The organism is Nocardia tengchongensis (genome assembly GCF_054781395.1).
Map to the genome: position 1 here is coordinate 1,379,479 of NZ_BAAGUM010000006.1, position 22,263 is coordinate 1,401,741.

The 22,263-nt window shown below is 66.3% G+C and carries 16 protein-coding genes; 3 read left to right on the forward strand and 13 right to left on the reverse strand.

From position 1 onward, the window contains the following. Window positions 1–14: 14 nt before the first annotated feature. The 5 genes from ACYVKL_RS17200 to ACYVKL_RS17220 form a co-directional block, all read right to left on the reverse strand. Complete coding sequence (locus ACYVKL_RS17200; protein WP_379164534.1) at window positions 15–383, reverse strand: hypothetical protein; 369 nt, start codon at window positions 381–383, stop codon at window positions 15–17. Window positions 384–529: 146 nt separating this feature from the next. Next, a complete protein-coding gene (locus ACYVKL_RS17205; protein ID WP_379164536.1) occupies window positions 530–1,420 on the reverse strand; it encodes a hypothetical protein in 891 nt (296 codons plus the stop codon). Continuing rightward, entirely contained in the window at window positions 1,411–3,018 is a 1,608-nt protein-coding gene (locus tag ACYVKL_RS17210; RefSeq protein ID WP_379164538.1) for a class I adenylate-forming enzyme family protein, read from the reverse strand. Before ACYVKL_RS17210 ends, ACYVKL_RS17205 begins: the two co-directional genes overlap by 10 nt. A gap of 33 nt (window positions 3,019–3,051) precedes the next feature. Continuing rightward, on the reverse strand, window positions 3,052–4,755 hold the full coding sequence (locus tag ACYVKL_RS17215; protein WP_379164540.1) for an AMP-binding protein: 1,704 nt from the start codon (window positions 4,753–4,755) through the stop codon (window positions 3,052–3,054). Further along, window positions 4,752–5,033 carry a phosphopantetheine-binding protein gene (locus ACYVKL_RS17220; protein ID WP_357190519.1) on the reverse strand — a complete coding sequence of 94 codons (282 nt, stop codon included), beginning with the start codon at window positions 5,031–5,033 and terminating at the stop codon, window positions 4,752–4,754. Before ACYVKL_RS17220 ends, ACYVKL_RS17215 begins: the two co-directional genes overlap by 4 nt. Window positions 5,034–5,781: 748 nt before the next feature. On the opposite strand from ACYVKL_RS17220, the gene ACYVKL_RS17225 reads away from it, so the two are divergent. From ACYVKL_RS17225 to ACYVKL_RS17235, 3 genes are all read left to right on the forward strand, one after another. Further along, on the forward strand, window positions 5,782–7,002 hold the full coding sequence (locus ACYVKL_RS17225) for a sensor histidine kinase (protein ID WP_379164542.1): 1,221 nt from the start codon (window positions 5,782–5,784) through the stop codon (window positions 7,000–7,002). Continuing rightward, window positions 6,999–7,622 carry a response regulator gene (locus tag ACYVKL_RS17230; protein ID WP_379164544.1) on the forward strand — a complete coding sequence of 208 codons (624 nt, stop codon included), beginning with the start codon at window positions 6,999–7,001 and terminating at the stop codon, window positions 7,620–7,622. The genes ACYVKL_RS17225 and ACYVKL_RS17230 overlap by 4 nt, the downstream gene beginning before the upstream one ends. Window positions 7,623–7,705: 83 nt before the next feature. Further along, window positions 7,706–8,272: a universal stress protein gene (locus tag ACYVKL_RS17235; RefSeq protein WP_379164546.1), complete on the forward strand. Its 567-nt coding sequence runs from the start codon at window positions 7,706–7,708 to the stop codon at window positions 8,270–8,272. Between the two features lies 1 nt (window position 8,273). On the opposite strand, the gene ACYVKL_RS17240 is transcribed toward ACYVKL_RS17235, so the two are convergent. From ACYVKL_RS17240 to ACYVKL_RS17275, 8 genes are all read right to left on the reverse strand, one after another. After that, entirely contained in the window at window positions 8,274–8,747 is a 474-nt protein-coding gene (locus tag ACYVKL_RS17240) for a hypothetical protein (RefSeq protein ID WP_379164548.1), read from the reverse strand. A 134-nt stretch (window positions 8,748–8,881) separates the two neighbouring features. Continuing rightward, window positions 8,882–12,835, reverse strand: coding sequence for a DNA-directed RNA polymerase subunit beta' (locus ACYVKL_RS17245; RefSeq protein WP_379164550.1), 3,954 nt, complete (start codon window positions 12,833–12,835; stop codon window positions 8,882–8,884). Between the two features lie 95 nt (window positions 12,836–12,930). Beyond that, entirely contained in the window at window positions 12,931–16,419 is a 3,489-nt protein-coding gene (gene rpoB, locus ACYVKL_RS17250) for a DNA-directed RNA polymerase subunit beta (RefSeq protein ID WP_213559207.1), read from the reverse strand. 576 nt (window positions 16,420–16,995) lie between these two features. Beyond that, a complete protein-coding gene (locus tag ACYVKL_RS17255) occupies window positions 16,996–17,772 on the reverse strand; it encodes a hypothetical protein (protein ID WP_379164552.1) in 777 nt (258 codons plus the stop codon). Window positions 17,773–17,784: 12 nt separating this feature from the next. Continuing rightward, a complete protein-coding gene (locus ACYVKL_RS17260) occupies window positions 17,785–18,504 on the reverse strand; it encodes a hypothetical protein (RefSeq protein WP_379164554.1) in 720 nt (239 codons plus the stop codon). A 29-nt stretch (window positions 18,505–18,533) separates the two neighbouring features. Then, on the reverse strand, window positions 18,534–19,778 hold the full coding sequence (locus ACYVKL_RS17265; protein WP_213559204.1) for an MCE family protein: 1,245 nt from the start codon (window positions 19,776–19,778) through the stop codon (window positions 18,534–18,536). Next, a complete protein-coding gene (locus ACYVKL_RS17270) occupies window positions 19,775–21,007 on the reverse strand; it encodes an MCE family protein (RefSeq protein ID WP_213559203.1) in 1,233 nt (410 codons plus the stop codon). Before ACYVKL_RS17270 ends, ACYVKL_RS17265 begins: the two co-directional genes overlap by 4 nt. Next, window positions 21,004–22,263 carry an MCE family protein gene (locus ACYVKL_RS17275; RefSeq protein WP_379164557.1) on the reverse strand — a complete coding sequence of 420 codons (1,260 nt, stop codon included), beginning with the start codon at window positions 22,261–22,263 and terminating at the stop codon, window positions 21,004–21,006. Before ACYVKL_RS17275 ends, ACYVKL_RS17270 begins: the two co-directional genes overlap by 4 nt.

The following is a 22,263-nucleotide window of genomic DNA, read 5'->3' on the forward strand; positions in this document are numbered from 1 at the left end:
TAGGACTCCCGTAATCAATTGAACTGCCGGCGGATATTCGGGCCGCCGGCCAACCAGCTGTCGAATCGACGTAGATCGGGAACGATCACATCGGAAGTCGAGAGCACGGACAGGTTTTCACGCATCTTGGTGATGCTCACGACCGTCGCGCCACCGAGATGGGCCGAGTACATTTCCATGGCCGATCCCATACTCGGCACCCGCCCGGGGAGATACGCGATGACCAGATCGCATCGACCCGCTTCGGCGGTCAGCTCCCGGAACTTGTCGCGCAATTCCAGTACGGCCGTCGACGCGCGTCCCTCGTCGAAACCGTTCGAGGTCTTCAACCGCGCGAAGCCGAGGCCCAGCGGAATCCGGCTCGATCGCACGAAGCTCCGCATCGCCGGATGCGGATCGAAGCATTCCGCATCCGGGTGGTAACGGCGCACGATGTCGGATATCTGTATCCGATAGTCCTGGTTGCGAATTCGGACACCCCGATTCGCTCCCTGCATGGTCCCCGCGATGAAATAGCGCACGGCGCCGGTCACTCGTTCTCGAGCGAATAGGGGGCCACGTCCAGATTCGGATCCGCGATCTTCCGATACACCTCCGATGCCGCGATCAGGTGCTCGACTATGTCGTCCCGCGTGCACTGCGTCGCGGCCTCCAGCTCCGGCCACACATCCTGGGCCGCGGCGCTCGACTGACGACTCACCTGGCCCTCGAAATCCCGGACCCAGATGTCGTCCGGAACGAACGGGCCGCGCGCGTAACCCTGCAGCGGGAGAATCACTTCCGACATCCGGCGCAGCTCGAGATCCAGGGTGCGGATGGACAAGCTGGTCTGCTCGGGATCGGTCAGCACCGCACGCAGCGCGTCATCGGGCAGCGCGTCGAAGTTCTTCACCTCGGCGAGCGGCATCCGAAACCCCGACGCGGACAACAGATTGAAGATTCGCGACATCACGTAGCTGTTCGACGCGCGGCTGAACTTCGAGTACTCCAGCCGGATCGCGTACTGGTCTCCGGAGCGGTGATAGCGCGCCGTCAGCCGGGACGGCTTGGCGGTCCCGTCGGCGGCGACCCGGACCGGCGCCGCGGGCACGACCACCTTGGCCGACCCGCGCTCGATGTCCGCCGCGGTGATCCGGATCGGTTCGGTGTGCAGCAGATACGGATCCAGCAGCACCAGATCACCCTCGTGCGAGAACAACGCGGCCAGATGGCGGCCGTCACCCAGATAGATCGGCTCGGGCAGACCCGACTCGACGACCCGGCGGCTCACATCGAAGGTCTGGAAGACGCAGGCCACACCCAGGCTGGGCTTCGGCTTCTCCGACCCGAACAAGGAGAGGAACTGGCTGGCGCTGTTGTACGGGGTCTGCCGCAGGGTGTCGGTCAGCGCGGTGCCGAAAATGTCTTCTATTACGTCCATTTCGCGACTCCATGGCCGTGCTCGGCACCGACCAGCCGCTGCCGCAACTGGGCCCGGCGGATCTTCCAGGTGGAGGTGCGCGGTAGATCGTCCCAGGAGACCACGACCGGCTCGGCCATCCGCGGCAGATCCGACACCACCGCGGCCCACTGCACCTTGTCGAATTCGCACTCGTCGTAGCACAGCACCGGAATCGGGTCCTGGCCCTTCACCCCGAGCACGACGACCTCGGACACGCCGGTCAGCCGATCCAGCAGGATGCTCTCCAGCTCGGTGCCGCTCATGCCGGGGATCTCGTCGACCGCACGGTCCACGAAGTGGATGCGGCCGAGCGAGTCCTTGTATCCCATGTCGCCGGTGTTCCACCACTTGCCGGCCTGCTTGAACGCGTGCCGGTCGGTCTCACCGAGATAGTCGATGCAGCGGGACTCGCTGCAGGACAACAGCACTCCCTTCCGGCCCCAGCGCACCCGGCGCCCCGTGTCCGGGTCGACGACCTTGGTCCGCATCAGGCCCGGCACCGACCAGCCGATGGTGTTCGTCGCGGCGCTGCCGACCTTGCGGACCATCGCCCGGGTGTAGATGGTGCCCGCGATCGGACCGACCTCGCTCTGCCCCCAGCACTGCGCCCACAGCGGGAACCGCCGCCGCGACGCGGCCAGAAAGGCCCGCACGGTCGAGGGATGCATCAGATCGAAGGTGTTGACGTAGAGCCGAACCGAGGCGAACAGCTCCGGCTTCGACTCGACCAGGGTCTGCCAGCGCTGGTAGACCGCGGGCGTGGATTCCACCGTGGTCGGCCGGTGCTGCTCGAACATCCTCTCGACCACGTCGGGGCTGTGGCTGCCGACGGCCACCAATTTGGCCGGGGCCCACTTGAATTGGGCGCCGATCCACGCCTGCGACCGCGAATGGGCGAAGGAGATCGAGACCAGCGAGACATCGGTGTGCCTGTTGACCACCATCGGCAGGCGGTTCAGTTCCAGGCGGCTGCCGTAGTAGTTCGACCGCGCCGAGTGCACCACCAGTTTCGGCACCCCGGTGGTGCCCGAGGTGTGGGTGATGAACATCGGCTCGTCGTCCGCGGCGAGGTTCGCCACCGGAACCGTGGACCCGCGCAGGTCGTCGACGGTCAGGTGATCCGGGTGCAATTTCTCCACCCCGGCCGGGGCCAGCACCAGCGAGTTGGGGACCTCCAGCAGATGCGGATGCACCTGCGCCGCCCGCTCCAGCACGCTGCGGGAGAACACGGTGAGCTTGGGCGAAACCCGTTCCAGCAGCGGCGCCAGATGTTCTGGCAGGTTGCCGCCGGAGATCGCGGCCGCGACCGCGCCGATCCGGGCCGCCGCCGCCACCAGCATGATCATGTCGAAGTGGTTTTCCTTCACCACCGCGATACGGTCGCCGCGCCGCACACCCGCGGCATACAGCCAGCCGGACACCTCGGCGACCAGGTTCGCCAGCGCGGCGCCGTCGTAGCGCACGCTGGTGTCGTGGGGCGTGATATCCATCGGCCGGTCGAGGTACACGACGGTCTGACGTTTCTGGGCAGCGTGCCAATCGAAAACTGCACCGATGTTCTTCGGTCGCGGGGTCACTGATGCTTCCTCACCTGAAAGTTACGAAATGGATTACAGCCGAACGGATTCGACTATCGCGATGTCGGAGGCCGGGCCCTGGCCGGTGACCAGCAGCCGGCATTTGTGGCGCTGGATCTTGCCGGACGGAGTGCGCGGCAGCGTGCGCCGCGGAATGAACACCACCTCGTCGATCTTCAGCCCGCCACTGCGGCGGCAGATGGCCGCCACTTCGTCGGCTATCGCGGCCCGAGCCGAATCCTTGGGGCCGATCTCGGCGAGCAGCACCAGGTGCCGCTCCGAACCGTCCGGAGTCGCGTCGATCAGCGCCGTGCAACCGTGCCGGAACGCGGCGATCGACGATTCGATCTCCGCCTCGATCGCGCTGACGTAGACGTTCCGTCCGCCGACCGGGATCATGTCGTCGGCCCGGCCGACCGGATACAACTGACCGTCCCGCAGGAACCCCAGATCACCACTGTCGACCAGGCCGTCGGCGGTGAACCGGACCCGGCTCAGCTCGTCGCGCGCGTGATAGCCGCTCGCGGCGGACAGGGATCGGAACTTGATCGGGACCAGCGCATCGGAATTCTCTTCCATCTCCAGCTTCACGCCGTGGATGGGAACACCGCAGCTGACCACCCGGGTCGCCGACGCACTGTCGTCGGGGACGATCCGGACCTCGCCGTCGGCCAGCGCGATGGCGTCGACACTGACGTAGGTCGGCCGCTGATCCGGGCTCACCACGGTCACGGCCAGCGTGCCCTCGGCCAGACCGTAGGCGGGCATCAATGCCTCCGGACGCAGACCGTGCGGTGTCAGGCATTCCAGGGCGTCCTCGATCACCGACCAGTTGACGCGTTCGGCGCCGATCAGGATGCAGCGCAACGAATCCAGCGATCCGGGCAGGCCGCGTTTGCGCAACCGCATGACCTTCGACGCGACCTGCAACGCGGTGGGCGAGGCGCTGGTGTAGGTGGCCCCGAAGCGAGCCAGGTCGTCCAGCCAGGTGCGCGGGGACATCCGGAATCGTTCCGGCGTGGAATAGTAGCCCGTGCCGTCGTTGCGCCAACCGCACATCAGGCCGCCGAAGAAGCCCATGTCGTGGGAGAAGGGCGCCCAGCTGACGCCGATCTCGCCGGGGCGGCCGCCGCTGCTGGAATCCTCGAGCATGTACATGTGATTGTCGATCGCCCGCGCGGACAGCACGCATCCCTTGGGCACTCCGGTGCTCCCGGAGGAGTACTGGATGAAGATCGGGTGGTCATAGTCGAGGAAGCGGGCCTCGACCTCGGGGTCGGCCGGCCCGGACAGCAGCTCGTCGAAGCTGGTGAACGCGGTCGTCGCGACGTGCTCGGGGCCCAGGTCACCCAGGACGTCCGCCGCACAGCAGGCCGCCGCCGGTCGCAACTGCGCGCAGATCGCGTCGATCTGATCCCGGTAGCCGCCCACATCGCTGCCGACCGCCCGTTCGGGCAAAGAGGCCAGGGTGACGCCGGCGAACCAGCAGCCCATCAGGATCGAGACCGCCTGGGCCGAGTTGTTCAGCACGACCGCCGCGATATCGCCGCGCCGCACGCCGCGGTCGATCAGGTTGCCGGCCACCGCGCGGCCGCCGACCATGAGCTCGGCCCGCGTGTAGCTCCGGTACCGGCCGTGCTCCCAGAAATACAGTGGATGTTCGTAGGTGAGTGACGTTTCAAACAGTCGACCCCAGAACTGTTCCGAGCCCGGGGTTTCGACTTCGATCTCGTTCAAATTCGAATTGCCTCATTCTGCGCATGATTCATAGAAAGGTCGACTGTCAGAAGCAACTGACCCACGGTCTGCACCTCGGCGAGCCGGGTGGAATCGAGGTCGATATCGAGGTCGTCCTCGATTCGCATGATCAGTTCGGCGATCTGCAGGCTCGTCAGTCCGAGATCTTCGATTCGAGTGTCCTCGGAGATCTCATCGTCCGGCGAGATGCTTCCCGCCAGCCCTTCGCGAACCATGAAACGGACGTCGTCGATAGTAATCAATGTATTGGCAACCATATCGATTTCGGTCGAGGATTGTCCTCAATGACAAGAGCGGGTTGACACCCACGTCCTCTTGCTACGGATTGCATTACGGCATGACGCACCCACAACTGGAGGAGACCACCGCCCAGACGACCCGCCTGTGTCGTGGTTATACCCATCTAGCTGGGACAACAGTCGTTGTCGCCCGGAATTCAGGTGGCCGACAGCCAATCATTCGAGGACGCTGTCACTTGTCGACTCGAATTGATTTCCGCCTCGGATACTTTCGCGCGGCCGTTTATCTGCCGCGCGGCACGTTGCGCTGGTTACGCATACCGAAAGAAGTGATGGTCATCCCCTGGAGATACCCCGCTAAAATACACAATGATTTACCCGCACCAGCAATGGCACAAGTAAATCAACCCGACTTAAAGTCGACCGCCCAATGTCTTCGACGAAGGTACACACAGCATTCTGAAAAACGCAACTGTGATGGAGGTCACCTGGTTGCCGTCACCGCGAGTAACACTGAAATGATGCAGTTTCAATCGTAGACAATTGCTGTTTCCGCTTTACCGCCGCTCCCGACCGGAGGTGCTACAGCGGACTTCGGGTGATATATGGATAGATTATTTGCTTCACTCTCCGATCTTTCTCACAGCGCCGCATCCGAGCCGGAGATATCGTGTTCAACTGCTGTTCGATCGACCGGCACCGACGCGTGCGCGCCGTCAACCGATCGGTGGACGCCGCTGCCATCCGGCTCGGCTAGCCTCGAAGAATGAACGGCGCGTCGGAACAGGGCACCGAAGCCACGACCGGCCCACCGCCAGGTCCTTGGTATCCGCTCTGGGCCGGCTTCGTCGTCATCGGCTGTCTCGCGGCGGGCGTGGTCGTCTTCCTGATCCACAGCCACTCCACCGCCGGCCGGCTCGGCGCCTGCGCCGCATTGGCCGGCATCGTGGTCTGGACCCTGGTGCTCGGCAAGGTCCACGTCGGCCGCGGCGAGTCCTACTCGTCCCGGGAATTGAACGGCCGGACAGCGGGATTCACGTTCGGTGTGGTGGCCCTGTTCATCGTCGCCATCAATCTCTCCGCCGGCGCGGTAGCCGTACTTCCCGTGGTCTACTCCCTCATCTACCTGGCGCTGCCGCTGCGCACCGCGCTGATGACGGGTACCGCCGTCAGCGCGATCATCCCGCTGGCAGCCCTCGCGACCCAGGGCGCCCACGGTCCGGATGTGCCACTGGCACTGTCGCTCTCGCTGATCGGGCTGGTCCTCAGCCCGATGGTCGGCAGCGCGATCACCGTGGCGGTCGAACGCGGCGAACAACAGGCGGCGCTGCTCGAGCAGCTGGCGCAGAGCCGGGCCGAAACGGCCCGGCTCTCGCACGTCGCCGGTCGATCGGACGAAAGAGCCCGGCTGGCACGGGAAATCCACGACACCTTGGCGCAGGGATTCACCAGCATCGTCGCCCTCGCGCAGGCGGTCGAGTCGGAGATCGACGCGAACCCGGAAACGGCGCGCCGACATATAGGACTCATCCGGGACACCGCGCGGGAGAACCTCGCCGAGGCCCGGTCGATGGTCGTCGAACTGACGCCGTCGGTGCTGAGCGAGGGTTCACTCGTCGATTCCGTTCGGCGCCAAGGCGACCGGCTCGCCGATGCCACCGGCATCACCGTGACGGTCAACGCGGCCGAGACCTTCCCCGCCCTCGACACCGCGGGTGAGGTGGTGCTGTTGCGGGTCGCGCAGGAGGCATTCTCGAACGTGCGCAAGCACGCCGAGGCCTCGGCGGTGACCGTGGACATGCGGCAGACCGGCGCGGGTGTCCGGCTGTCGGTGACAGACGACGGGACCGGCTTCGCTTTCGACCGCATATCCACCGGCTTCGGCCTGCGCGGGATGCGGGAACGGGCCGAACAGGTAGGGGGAACGATGGCGGTATCGAGCCGGCCAGGGCACGGAACCACGGTGGAAGTCGAGATTCCCGCGTGATCACGGTGATGCTCGTCGACGACCACCCCATGGTCCGCGAGGGCCTGCGCGGCATGCTCGAGGCCGAGGCCGATCTCACCGTCAGCGGCGAAGCCGGTTCCGGCACAGAGGCTTTGGCCCTGGCCGCGACGGTGCGACCGGACGTCGTGCTGATGGATCTGCGCATGCCCGGCGGCGACGGGGTGGAGGCGACCGAACGGATCCTCACGATCCTGCCCGAAACCAGGATCATCGTGGTCACCACATACGAAACCGAGAGCGACATCCTGCGCGCCGTGGAGGCCGGCGCGGCGGGATACCTGCTGAAGGACGCCTCACGCGTCGAACTGGCCAATGCGATCCGCGCGGCGGCGCGCGGCGAGACGGTCCTCGCGCCCACCGTCGCCGACCGTCTGGTCAACCGGCTGCGCCGACCCGCGCAGCCCACCCTGTCGGCCCGCGAACTGCAGGTGCTCGCCCGCGTGGCGATGGGCGAGACGAACGCGGACATCGGGCACGAGCTCCACATCAGCGAAGCGACCGTCAAAACGCACCTGTTGCGGGTCTTCAGCAAACTCGAGGTATCCGACCGGACGGCGGCGGTGACCACCGCGATGGCGCGCGGCCTGCTCGATTTCTGACGGCACTGTCCACCGATGGGTGGACACGAAGATCAACCTGCCGGACGTCACGGCGCCGGGGCAATCCCGCGAACAATTGCACCATGACACGAAATGTGCTCACCGAGAACAGGTCCGGTCATCGAGGGACGTCCCTGCCCCCGCACGGACCCGTCCTGGTGGGTGTCGACGGCTCCGGACTCTCCGACGCGGCCGTCGACAAAGCGGCGAGCCTCGCCGCCACGACCGGCGCGCCGCTGGTGCTCGTCTGCGCCTACGACGGCAAGCGACGCCGTGACATCACCGGTGCGGCAGACATTTTGAAGAACGAGGCCTACCTCATGCACGGCAGCGCCGCCGTCGACGAGATCCTGCGAACGGCCGGGGAACGGGCGGCAGCGCGAGGGGTGCAGCGCATCGTCCGACGCGCCGTACCCGGCTCACTGGTCAAAGCCCTGCTCGGTGTCGCCGCCGAGACCGGCGCCGCGGTACTGGTCGTCGCGGATCACGACGCGGGCACCAGGAAAGGCCGCTTGCTGGGCACCCTGTCCGGCGAGATCCGGCGCCACACCCCGACCGAGCTCGTCGTCGTCACGGACACCCGCGGAACCGCGCCGGCAGTCCGGCGCAGCTGGTACGCCGGCCGCCAACTGACCACTCCCCCAGCGTGATTCACTCGAGGAAGCTCACCGACCGCACCGGCATGCTGTCGTCCCAGTGGTACCACCACACATTCATCTCGTGCGCGAGGTCGAAGCGGAAGGTGTGACCGCCGCCCGGGCCGCCGGTGATCGTCCACAGGCCGTTGGGCTGACCGATCACCGAGCTGACACTGCCGTCGCCCCAGGCGAATTGGCCCAGGGTCGGCGCGGTCAGGCTGTTGAACGGGAGCTCGGCGCTGAAATGGCCCGACTCGATGCCGGGCAGCAGTGGACTGGAACACCCCCACACGTCCGCTTCGCGGCGCACGCTCTGCCCGGCGCTGCCGGTGCCCGGAATCCTGGCGCCGCTGAGCATTCCACCGTGGCTACAACCGCCCAGCCCCGGATCGGCCGCCGCGGGCGGAGCCGCGAGGGCGAGCAACACCAGCCCCGCGGCGGCCGCGACGACACCCTGACGAACATCGATCGAACGACCACGCGACATCGGCTTCTCCCATGGACGGGGCTGGCTACATCGGCGCAATCAGCATAGACCCCGCACTCCAGCCAGGGCCGGAAAAGAGTTCGGCCCCCGCTCCGAACGGAGCGGGGGCCGAATTCCATTGCCTGGCTACATGCTTAGCGGTAGTCGCTGAAGCCGTAGTCGTCCAGCGGGACCGCGGCACCGGTGGAGGTGCCGAAGCCGTCCGGGCTGTAGTAGCTGTCGTCGTAGGACGGGACAGCGTACGCGGCCTGGCGCGCCTCTTCGGTGGGCTGAACCTGGATGTTGCGGTAACGGTTGATACCGGTACCGGCGGGGATCAGCTTACCGATGATCACGTTCTCCTTCAGGCCGATCAGCTTGTCGGAGCGGCAGTTGATCGCGGCGTCCGTGAGCACGCGGGTGGTCTCCTGGAAGGAGGCCGCCGACAGCCACGAATCGGTCGCGAGCGACGCCTTGGTGATACCCATGAGGACCGGACGACCCGAGGCGGGCTCGCCACCCTCCGCGACCACGCGGCGGTTGGCGGACTCGAACTCGGCGCGCTCCACCAGCGAACCCGGGAGGAACTCGGTCGCACCCGAATCGATGATGGTGACGCGGCGCAGCATCTGGCGAACGATCACCTCGATGTGCTTGTCGTGGATGGACACACCCTGCGAGCGGTACACCTCCTGGACCTCGTGGACCAGGTGGACCTGCACCTGACGCGGACCCATCACGCGCAGCACCTCGTGCGGATCGGCCGAACCCTCGAGCAGCTGCTGACCGACCTCGACGTGGTCACCGTCGGCCAGGAGACGCTCGGAGCCGTCCTCGTGCTTGAACACCCGCAGACGCTGACGCTTCGACAGCTTGTCGTACAGGACCTCGTCCGACCCGTCGTCCGGGATGATCGTGATCTTGTAGAAGCGGTCGTCGTCCTCGAGCCGCACGCGACCCGACACCTCGGCGATGGGGGCCTTGCCCTTGGGCACACGAGCCTCGAAGAGCTCCTGCACGCGGGGCAGACCACCCGTGATGTCGTCACCCGCGACACCACCCTGGTGGAAGGTACGCATGGTCAGCTGGGTACCGGGCTCACCGATGGACTGGGCGGCGACGATACCGACGGCCTCACCGATGTCCACCAGCTTGCCGGTCGCCATCGAGCGGCCGTAGCAGGTGGCGCACACGCCGGTGCCGGTGGTGCAGGTCAGCACGGAGCGGACCTTCACCTCGGTGATGCCGGCCTCGAGCAGCGCCTCCAGGGCGGGATCGCCCAGGTCGTGGCCCTTCTCGACGACGACATTGCCCTTGGCGTCCACCGCGTCGGTGGCCAGCGTACGAGCGTAGGTGCTGGTCTCGACATGCGCGTCACGGATGACGGAGCCGTCGGCCTGCTTCTCCGCGATCGGCACCACGATGCCGCGCTCGGTGCCACAGTCGGTCTCGCGCACGATGACGTCCTGCGACACGTCCACCAGACGACGGGTCAGGTAACCCGAGTCGGCGGTACGAAGCGCGGTGTCGGCCAGACCCTTACGCGCACCGTGGGTGTTGATGAAGTACTCCAGAACCGTCAGACCCTCACGGAAGGAGGACTTGATCGGCTGCGGGATGAACTCACCCTTCGGGTTCGTCACCAGACCCTTCATACCGGCGAGGGTACGAGTCTGGGTGAAGTTACCCGTGGCGCCCGAGTCGACGATCGTGATGATCGGGTTGTCGGCCGGGTAGTGCGCACGCAGCGCCTTACCGACCTCTTCGGTCGCTTCCTGCCAGATCTTGACCAGGGCGTTGTTGCGCTCCTGGTGATCGAGAGCACCACGCTGGTACTTCTTCTCGATCTGATCGGCCTGCGCGTCGTAACGCGCCATGATCTCCGCCTTCTCCGGCGGAACGAGCACGTCCGACATCGAGACGGTGACACCCGAACGCGTGGCCCAGTAGAAGCCGGCGTCCTTGAGCTTGTCGACGGTCTGCGCGACCACGATCATCGGGTAGCGCTCGGCGAGATCGTTGATGATCGCCGCCTGACGCTTCTTCGGCATCGGCTCGTCGATGAACGCGTAGTCCGCCGGGAGCAGATCGTTGAAGATCACGCGACCCAGGGTGGTCTTGCAGATCCACGCGTCGCCACGCTGCCAGCCGTCCGGGAACAGCTCGGCCTCGACGTCCTTCGGCGGACGCTGCTCGGTCAGGCGGACCTTGATCAGCGAACGCACGGTCAGGTCACCGCGGTCCACGGCCATCTGCGCCTCGGCGGGCGAGGAGTAGACGCCGAACTCGGCCTCGTCCTTGGTGGCGGCCTTGTACTCGCCGACCGCGCCCTCTTCCAGGCGGGTCAGGTAGAACAGGCCGGTCACCATGTCCAGACGCGGCATGGCGAGCGGACGACCCGACGCCGGCGACAGGATGTTGTTCGAGGACAGCATCAGGATGCGGGCCTCGGCCTGCGCCTCCGCGGACAGCGGGAGGTGCACGGCCATCTGGTCACCGTCGAAGTCGGCGTTGAACGCCTCACACACGAGCGGGTGCAGCTGGATGGCCTTACCTTCGACCAGCAGCGGCTCGAAGGCCTGGATACCCAGGCGGTGCAGGGTGGGCGCACGGTTCAGCAGCACCGGGTGCTCGGAGATGACCTCTTCGAGGACATCCCACACCTGGGGACGCTGACGCTCGACCATCCGCTTGGCGGACTTGATGTTCTGCGCGTGGTTCAGGTCGACCAGACGCTTCATGACGAACGGCTTGAACAGCTCGAGCGCCATCAGCTTGGGCAGACCACACTGGTGCAGCTTCAGCTGCGGACCGACCACGATGACCGAACGGCCGGAGTAGTCGACACGCTTACCGAGCAGGTTCTGACGGAAACGACCCTGCTTGCCCTTGAGCAGATCGCTCAGCGACTTCAGCGGGCGGTTACCCGGACCGGTGACCGGACGGCCACGACGGCCGTTGTCGAACAGCGCGTCCACCGACTCCTGAAGCATGCGCTTCTCGTTGTTCACGATGATCTCGGGCGCACCCAGATCGATCAGTCGCTTCAAACGGTTGTTGCGGTTGATGACGCGGCGGTACAGGTCGTTCAGGTCGGAGGTCGCGAAGCGGCCACCGTCGAGCTGCACCATCGGGCGCAGCTCCGGCGGGATCACCGGAACGGCGTCGAGGACCATGCCCATCGGCGAGTTGCCGTTGGTCTGGAACGCGGCCACGACCTTCAGACGCTTCAGCGCACGAAGCTTCTTCTGACCCTTGCCCGTACGGATGGTCTCGCGCAGGTTCTCGGCCTCGGCCGGGATGTCGAAATCCTGCATGAGCTTCTGGATCGCCTCGGCGCCCATGGCACCGGTGAAGTACTCGCCGTAGCGGTCCTGCAGCTCGCGGTAGATCACCTCGTCGATGATCAGCTGCTTCTTGGCCAGCTTGGTGAAGGTGGTCCAGATCTCGTCGAGCCGGTCCAGCTCCCGCTGGGCGCGGTCGCGCAGCTGACGCATCTCGCGCTCGCCGCCGTCCTTGACCTTGCGGCGGACGTCGGACTTGGCGCCCTCGGCCTCCAGCTCGGCCAGGTCGGCTTCCAGCTTCTGCGCGCGGGCCTCGAGGTCGGCGTCACGCTGATCGGCGACGGTCTTCTTCTCGACCTCCATCTCCGCCTCGAGCGTGGACAGCTCGTTGTGGCGCAGCTCGTCATCGACAGCGGTGATGACGTAGGCGGCGAAGTAGATGATCTTCTCGAGATCCTTCGGCGCCAGGTCGAGCAGGTAGCCCAGACGCGACGGGACACCCTTGAAGTACCAGATGTGGGTGACCGGGGCGGCCAGCTCGATGTGGCCCATGCGCTCACGACGCACCTTGGCGCGAGTCACCTCGACGCCACAGCGCTCACAGATGATGCCCTTGAAGCGGACGCGCTTGTACTTACCGCAGTAGCACTCCCAGTCCCGGGTGGGACCGAAGATCTTCTCGCAGAAGAGGCCGTCCTTCTCCGGCTTCAACGTGCGGTAGTTGATGGTCTCCGGCTTCTTGACCTCACCAAACGACCAATTACGAATGTCTTCGGCGGTCGCCAGGCCGATCCGGAGTTCATCGAAGAAGTTGACGTCTAGCACGTAACTTCCTTTCCCCTGTTCGGGTTGAGTATGAGCAAAAGTTCGCTAAATCCGTTGCCGCGGAGCGCTTTTCAGGGCGCTCCGCGACCGATCGCTCACTGCGCCAGGTCGTCGACCGTCGCAGCCTCGTTGCGGGACAGGTTGATACCCAGGTTCGCCGCGGCGCGCTCCAGGTCCTCGTCGTCGCCGTCGCGCATCTCGATGGCGGCGCCGTCCGAGGACAGCACCTCCACGTTCAGGCACAGCGACTGGAGCTCCTTGAGCAGAACCTTGAACGACTCCGGGATACCCGGCTCCGGAATGTTCTCGCCCTTGACGATGGCCTCGTACACCTTCACGCGGCCGACCACGTCGTCCGACTTGATGGTGAGGAGTTCCTGCAGGGTGTAGGCCGCGCCGTACGCCTGCATGGCCCAACATTCCATTTCACCGAAGCGCTGACCACCGAACTGCGCCTTACCACCCAGCGGCTGCTGCGTGATCATCGAGTACGGACCGGTCGAACGCGCGTGGATCTTGTCGTCGACCAGGTGGTGCAGCTTCAGGATGTACATGTAGCCGACGGACACCGGGTACGGGAACGGCTCGCCGGAGCGGCCGTCCAGCAGGATCGCCTTGCCGTCGTCGTTGATCATCTTCTCGCCGTCGCGGTTCGGCAGAGTCGAACCGAGCAGGCCGGTCAGCTCCTCCTCGCGCGCACCGTCGAACACCGGGGTGGCGATGTTCGTGTCGGCGGGCTGTCCGATCATCTCGGCCGGCAGGTTCTTCGCCCAATCGGGAGAACCCTCGACCTGCCAACCGGTCTTGGCGATGTAACCCAGGTGGGTTTCCAGCACCTGACCGATGTTCATACGACGCGGCACACCGTGGGTGTTCAGGATGATGTCGACCGGGGTGCCGTCCGGGAGGAACGGCATGTCCTCCTGCGGGAGGATCTTGCCGATGACACCCTTGTTGCCGTGGCGACCGGCGAGCTTGTCGCCGTCCTGGATCTTGCGCTTCTGCGCGACGTAGACGCGCACCAGCTCGTTCACACCCGGGGGCAGATCGTCGTCGTCGTCACGCGAGAAGACGCGCACGCCGATGACCTTGCCGGACTCACCGTGGGGCACCTTCAGGGAGGTGTCGCGAACCTCGCGAGCCTTCTCACCGAAGATGGCGCGCAGCAGGCGCTCCTCGGGGGTCAGCTCGGTCTCACCCTTCGGGGTGACCTTGCCGACCAGGATGTCGCCGTCACGGACCTCCGCGCCGATGCGCACGATGCCGCGCTCGTCCAGGTCCGCCAGGACCTCGTCGGAGACGTTCGGGATGTCCCGGGTGATCTCCTCGGCACCGAGCTTGGTGTCGCGAGCGTCGATCTCGTGCTCCTCGATGTGGATCGAGGTGAGCACGTCGTCCTCCACGAGGCGCTGCGACAGGATGATCGCGTCCTCGTAGTTGTGGCCTTCCCACGGCATGATCGCCACGAGCAGGTTCTTGCCCAGGGCCATCTCACCGTTCTCGGTGCAAGGACCGTCGGCGAGCACGTGCCCGGCCTCCACGCGGGTGCCCTCGTCCACGATCGGACGCTGGTTCGCGCAGGTGCCCTGGTTGGAGCGCTCGAACTTGCGCAGGCGGTAGCTGCGGCGAGTGCCGTCGTCGTGCATGACGGTGATGAAGTCGGCCGAGACCTCTTCCACCACACCGGCCTTCTGGTTCACGACCACGTCGCCGGCGTCGACCGCGGCACGCAGCTCCATACCGGTGCCGACCAGCGGCGACTCGGAACGGATCAGCGGCACGGCCTGACGCTGCATGTTCGCGCCCATGAGGGCACGGTTGGCGTCGTCGTGCTCGAGGAACGGAATCATGGCGGTCGCGACCGACACCATCTGGCGCGGCGAGACGTCCATGTAGTCGACCGCGTGCGCGTCGACGTATTCCATTTCCTCGTTGCCGTGGCGGGCGAGAACGCGCGCCTCGAGGAAGTTGCCGTCCGCGTCGACCGGCGAGTTCGCCTGGGCGCGGATGTGGCGGTCCTCTTCGTCGGCGGTGAGGTACTTGACCTCATCGGTGACGCGGCCGTCGACGACCTTGCGGTACGGGGTCTCGATGAAACCGAACGGGTTGACCCGCGCGTAGACCGAGAGCGAACCGATCAGGCCGATGTTCGGGCCTTCCGGGGTCTCGATCGGGCACATGCGGCCGTAGTGCGACGGGTGGACGTCACGAACTTCCAGGCCGGCGCGCTCACGGGACAGACCACCCGGGCCCAGCGCCGAGAGGCGACGCTTGTGGGTCAGACCCGACAGCGGGTTGTTCTGGTCCATGAACTGCGACAGCTGCGAGGTGCCGAAGAACTCCTTGATCGCCGCCACGACCGGGCGGATGTTGATCAGGGTCTGCGGGGTGATCGCCTCGACGTCCTGGGTGGTCATGCGCTCACGCACGACACGCTCCATACGCGAGAGGCCCACGCGGATCTGGTTCTGGATCAGCTCGCCAACCGTCCGCAGACGACGGTTGCCGAAGTGGTCGATGTCGTCGACGTCGACCGGGACCTCGGAGCCGCCGGGGGCGGTCATCATGCGATCGCCCTGGTGCAGACGGACCAGGTACTCGATCGTCGCGACGATGTCTTCCTTGGTCAGCGTCGAGCCGGTGACCGGCTGGTCCAGGTTCAGGCCCAGCTTCTTGTTGATCTTGTAGCGACCGACGCGCGCCAGGTCGTAGCGCTTCTCCTTGAAGAACAGGTTCTCCAGCAGGGTCTGCGCGGACTCCTTGGTCGGCGGCTCGCCAGGACGCAACTTGCGGTAGATGTCGAGCAGCGCCTCGTCCTGACCCGGGGTGGAGTCCTTCTCGAGGGTGGACATCATGATCTCGGAGAAACCGAAGCGCTCGGTGATCTCCTCGGTGGTCAGACCCAGCGCCTTGAGCAGCACGGTGACCGGCTGGCGACGCTTGCGGTCGATACGGACACCGACGGTGTCGCGCTTGTCGACGTCGAACTCCAGCCACGCGCCACGCGACGGGATGACACGCACGGAGTGCAGCGTCTTCTCGGTCGACTTGTCGATGGAGGAGTCGAAGTACACACCCGGCGAACGGACGAGCTGCGACACGACGACGCGCTCGGTGCCGTTGATGATGAACGTGCCCTTGTCGGTCATCATCGGGAAATCACCCATGAAGACCGTCTGAGACTTGATCTCACCGGTGTTGTTGTTGATGAACTCCGCGGTCACGAACAGCGGAGCCGCATAGGTCATGTCCTTGTCCTTGCACTCCTCGATGGAGGCCTTGACCTCTTCGAAGCGCGGGTCGGAGAAGGACAGCGACATGGAGCCGGAGAAGTCCTCGATCGGAGACAGCTCCTCGAGCACCTCCTCGAGGCCCCCGGTGGGGTTGGTGACGTCGCCGCGCGCGGTGGCACGCTCACGCCAGTCTGCTGAACCGACCAGCCAGGCGAACGATTCGGTTTGTAGATCGAGAAGTCCGGGAACCTCGAGGGGTTCACGAATCTTCGCGAAAGACACCCGCTTCGGGGCTCCGGGGATACCGGCCTTGGTCTGGGTGGAGACTGCCAAGATGCGTCCTTCCAGCACCTAACGCGCGTCGCGTGGTGGTCCGCGACCGTCGCTTGTCTGCTACGAATTCCGCTGGTTACGACCCGAACGAAACCCGAACAGCAGACAGCGGAAGTAACACCGGAAGGCGAAACTTTCGTGATGCGATCGAGGTATGGACAGGAGGCAGCCAGCGCAACGTCCAAAACTACACCCAAACCTACGGGGGTGTCAAAGTACCACCCGTGGCGATCCGCGGGCGGCAACTTCGCCCCGGTGTGTCTGTGTCGATATTCCCGGCGTCCGAGCGCCGATATCAGCACAGCCGAGTGGCGGTCTTCACAAGTGTCCGGCCGGGCTCCAGAGTCCGCTGGCTGCGTTCACATGGCCCACGCCGGCGAGTTGTCTCCTGTGACAGCCGCCGCTGTTGTGAATAGCGTGACGGCTCGGACGAAAGTCGTCAAGTGGCGGCACGAGTTGACAAAACGCGAGATCGCCTGTCCCAGAGCAAGATCACCTTCCGACGTCGCGCGATGCCGGAAAGACACCGGCCGGGACGGGGTGTGACGAGCGACTTACCGGTGATCCCCGGCTCTCGCCGGGGACCCGCACGGCCTATTTGTCGGTGATCTCCGAGGCCAGCCAGTGGCCGTCGGTCTTCTGCATGCGCAGCACGATCGGGCCCGAGGCCAGGGGTTCGGGCTTGCCGTCCTTGACGGCGGAGATGTTCAGGTTGACCAGCAGTTCGGCGCGGTCGCCGGTGAGCAGGGTGACACCGATCGGGTCGGTCTTGACCTGGGTGTCGGTCTGGGTCTGCTTGATGGTCTCGACGGTGGTGTCGACGAACTTCGCGAAGTCCTTCTGCATCTTCTCGGTGAGGACCGAGTTGACCGAGCCCTTCCACTTGTCGATCTCGGCGGCCTTGTAGCCGTAGAGCGTGGTCAGGGCGTGGTCGGCGGCGGCCTTCACCTCGTCGGTGGCCGCGTTGTCGACGTAGGCGAGATTGCCCGAGTCGGAGTTGGGCTTGCTCACCCAGTGATTGACCGCGCCGACGATCGCGAAGGCCAGCAGCAGGGCCGACAGACCCGCGCACACGGTGGCGATGCCCCAGTCGGGCCAAAACCCGCCGGACCCGCTCGACTTGGAATACTGTTGCGAGGCACGGTTTTTGGCCGGGCCCCGACCACGGATACCGGCCGGGACCCGCCCGCGCGGGGTGGCGCGCGCAGCGGTGCGATCGGAGCGCTCGGTGGTGGACCGGGCGCTCGACCCGGTCGCCTGTTCGGATTCGGTGCCCCGCACGTCCGCGGCGGTGGTTCGCGACGCGGTGCCGCGCTGGGCGGCCGGGCGGCGCGGGGTGACGCGATTGACGGGTCGTTTCCGGTTGGCCATGGTCACTCCCTCCTAGTTGCCCGGCTTGGGGGCCGAAGTCGGCTGCTGGGTGGCACTCGGCTGACCGGTGCCCAGCGGCACCGGCTCACCCAGGTTCTGGGCTTTCTCGGCCTTCCAGGTGCTGCCGAGCTTGATCATGTCGAGGGTCCACAGCTGGCGGAAGGTGGCGGGCTGGCCGCCGGGCCAGCTGCGGGTGATCTTCAGGACCGCGAAGGCCGAGGCGTGGTCGCGTTCACTGTTGAGCGAGGTGAGCGTGATGCCCTCGACCGCGGACTCGATCTTGGTCTTGGAGTCCTGGGCGGTCTTCTTGAGCTGTTCCTGACCGTCTTCCTGCTGCTTGAGCAGGTCGCCCGTCATCGATGACCGGATGTTCGCCAGCGACCCGTCGATATCGTCGGGATTGATCGACATCAGGTTTACCGCGGCCTGACGGGCGTCGGTGAGGGCGCTGTCGCGGGCCTGCGCCCGGGACTCGTCCTTGCGGTCGCCGATCCAGAGGAACCCGATCGCGCCGGCCGCGACGACCGACACGGCCAGCAGGGCGGCCGCGCCGATGCGGGCGAGCTTGCGGACGTCGGTGGGTTCGGGGGGCGCAGGGGCCTCGGCGGTGACGGCGTCGGCCGGGGACGCGTCCGGGGTCGTTTCGGGAACCGTCACTTCGGGCCCGTCCACGGGCTCGGTCGCCGGCTTCTCGAGGTTCGCCCCCGATTCGCTGTCCTTGTCCTGGCTCACGCCGCCACCATACTTACCTCTCCTGTACGTCAGTGCTTGGGCGTGACGCCCATGAGGGTGGACAGCTGGGTGGCCACCGGGTTCAGGTTGAGCTTGTCCGGGTCGTACTTGGGCTTGTCGTCCCACGGCTGCGCGACGCTGGGGTCGGCGAGGTCGGCGCGGGCCCCGCCGCGAACGGCGGACTCGCTGCCCTGCGGCACCGTGCACCCGGCCTGGGTGTTGAACGGGAAGTCGTCGCGGCTGTCGTCGAAGTTCGGGTTCTGGGCCTTCATCTGATCCAGAATCCGTTGCGTGCCTTCGTATCCCAGCGTGCAGGCGGGCGGGTTGTTGGTCTCGAGCACCAGGCCGAAGTGGGTGGTGCCATCACCGGGCGCGGTGGAGGAGCCACCGAGCGGCAGCAGCGGCAGCATCTGCAGGACCGGGCCGAGGGCGTAGAACTTCGGCGAGATGGCCTGCAACAGCACGCGCAGGTTGGTGAGGTCCTTGGTGAGGGCCGGGCCGCTCTCCTGCAGCAGGCGGTTGATCGCGGAGCCCGCGTCGGTGCCGGTGCCGATCAGGCGGCGGATGTCCGGGTCACTGGACTTCAGCTGCGCGGTGAGCTTGTCGAGTCCGTCGCTGAACTGCAGGATCGCCGGGGACTGCTCGGCCTGGGTGCCCAGCACGGTGTGCGCGGAGCGGATCAGGGCCAGGGTCTGCTGCAGGTTCTCGCCGCTGGCGGTGGCGGTGAACTTGTTGAGCGAGTCGACCAGGATCTTGAGGTCGTCGCCCTTGCCGTCGAAGGCCTTGCCCAGCTCGGTGATTGTGGTGGACAACGCCTTCAGGTCGGTGGTACCGGCGAAGGTGTCGACGCTGGTGAGCAGTTCCTCCACGTGGATCGGCAGCTGCGCGCCGGAGATGACCGAGCCGTCCTTCAGGTACGGTCCGCCGTCGCTGGAGGGCATCAGGTCCACGTACTGCTCGCCGATGGCGGAGCGGTCGGCGACCACGGCCTTGGCGTTGGCGGGGACCTTGGGCTTGGAGGAGTTCATCTCCAGGGTGATGAGCACGCCGTCGGGGGTGATGTCGAGGTCGCCGACCCGGCCCACGGGGACGCCGCGGTAGGTGACCTCGGCGCCCTTGGACAGGTTGCCGGTCTCGGTGGCCTGCACCTTCACCTTGTACAGCCCGAAGCCGAGCATATTGTCCAGCCGCACGTACTTGGCGCCGACGAAGACGACGCCGAGCACGGCGATGATCGCGAAGGCGATCAGCTGATTGCGCACCAGACGAGTCATCGCGGACCACCCACTCCCAGCTGCTCGAGGATCGATCCGAGCGGATCGGTCGGTCCCGGCTGCCCGGTCGGCCGCGCCACGGTGGGCGGCAGGGGCAGCAGCGAGACCGTCGGCCAGCCGCCGCGCGGCCCGTTGCCGTTGTAGTACGGGTTGGTCGGATCCACGTTCACCTGGCGGCCCGAGGGCGGCAGGTACTGCGGATCGCCCTTGCCCACACCGAGATTCGACAGCAGGGTGCCGATCTGCAGGTCCACCGAGAGCCAGGTGTTGACCTGGCCGCCGAAGGCGGACTTGATCGCCTCGTCGGGGAACGGATAGGTCGGGATGAGCGGGAAGGCGGTCACCAGGTCGCCGGCCGACGCGCCCAGCGCCTGCAGCGTGGGCCGCAGCGAGGACAGGTCGGTGATCAGGTTTTCCTTGGACTTGTCGAGCACGTCGATCCCGGCCTGGCCCACCCGGTCCAGCTGGGTGAGCAGCTGGATCAGTTGCGGCCGTTGCTCATTGAGGATCTTGATGCCGCCGGGCAGCTCGTCGAGGATCTTGGAGATCTGGGTGGTCTGCGTGCTGACCCGGCTGCTCAGCGTGTTGAGGCTGTCCAGCGCGCGGGTGATGTTGCCGACCTGGTCGTCGAGGCCCTTGATCAGGATGTTGGCCTGGTTCAGCAGATCCCGGACCTTGCCCTCGCGACCCGCCAGGGCCTTGTTGAGCTCGGACACGATGGGCTGCAGTTGCGCGACGCCGCCGCCGTTGAGCAGCAGCGACAGCGCGCCGAGCACCTGCTCCACCTCGGTGGCGGTGCGGGTGTTCTCGACGGGGATCTTGGCCCCGTCCTTCAGGCGCGCGGTGTCGGCATCCTTGGCGGGGGCGGAGAGCTCGATGTACTTCTCGCCCAGCAGGTTGGTCTGCTTGACCTCGGCGCGGGCATTGGCGGGCAGGTCGACGTCATCGTTGACCAGCACCTGCACGCTGGCTTCCCAGGCGTTGTCGGGTGCGATGCGGATCTTGTCGACCCGGCCCACGGCCACGCCGTCCACCTTCACGGTGGACTGCGGGACCAGATCGAGCACGTCACCGAAGCGGATGTCCAGGTGCAGCGGGTGCTTGCCGATGTTCGGGCCGCCGGGCAGCGGAATGCTCTCCGCGCCACAGCCGGTGGCCAGCAGCGTCACCGCGCCGAGCGAGGTGGCCAGCAGGCCCGCCCGCTTCACGCGAATCCGGTTGGCGCTCATCGCTGTCCACCTTCCTGCTGCGACGGGGGCAGCTGGCCGGACGGATTGCCGGGCACCGAGCCGGGCACCGCGTTGCGCTGTTCGTTCTCGCCGCTGAGGATGCCGAAGGGCAGCACCAGCGACGGCGTCTTCACGCCCGCGGTGAGCTGATCGGTGATCAGCTTGCAGTTGTTCAGGATCGGACCCAGCTGCCGCGAGATGGCCTCGAACTTGGGGTCGCCGGGACGCAGCTTGCCCAGGTCCAGCATCTTGCAGATGACGCCGAACGGGTCCTGCAGGTCGGTGAAGTTGGGGCGCATGTCGAGCGTGCCGGTCTCACCGTTGTGCACGTTGATCAGGTTGCTCAGCGCGGTCGGGATCAGCGGCAGCGCCTTGGCCAGGTCGTCGCGCTGATCGGCGAGGGTCTGGGTGAGCTTGGTCAGCGCGTCCGCGTTGGACTGCACCAGGTCCCGGTTGTCGTCGATGAACCGGGCCACGTCGCCGAGCGCGACCGACAGCAGGCTCAGCGCGTCGCCGAGGGTCTGGCGCTCGTCGGACAGGAACCCGGCCAGCGAGGCCAGCTGGGTGTTGAAGGTCCGCACCTGCGCGTCGTTGTCGGCCAGGGTCTGCACGAAGGTCTGCAGGTTCTTGACCGTGTCGAAGATGTCGGTGCGCGAATCGGAGAGCGCGTGCGCGGCCTTGGACAGCTGGGTGAAGCTGTTGCCCAGCGCCTCGCCGTTGCCGGAGAGGTTCTCGGCGCCGGTGCGGGCCAGCTGGTTCAGCGCGCCGTCCTTGTTGGCGCCGGTCGGGCCGAGCGCCTGCGACAGTTCGGTGATGCTCTTGTAGAGCCGGTCCACCTCGACGGGGGTCGCGGTGCGCTCCTTCGGGATGGTGGCGTTGCGCCCCATCTTCGGTCCGCCCTTGTAGGCGGGCGCGAGCTGGATGTAGCGGTCCGAGACCACCGACGGGGTGATCTGGGCGGCCTTGGCGTCGGCGGGGATGTCGTACTTGCGGTCGACCTTCATGACGACCTCGACCACGTCACCCTTGGGTGTCACCGAATCCACGTGTCCCACCGGCACACCCAGGACCCGGACATCCGAGCCCTTGTAGATGCCGATCGACTTGTCGAAATAGGCGGTGATTTTGGTGGTTTCGAGCCGGTCGTAGCTCCACCACGCGACCCCCGCGAGCGCGACCGCCAGGGCGGCCACCAGGGCGATGATCTTGCTCTTACGGCTGGTGCCGCTCAACGCGGTCAGCGGATTCTTCGCCAC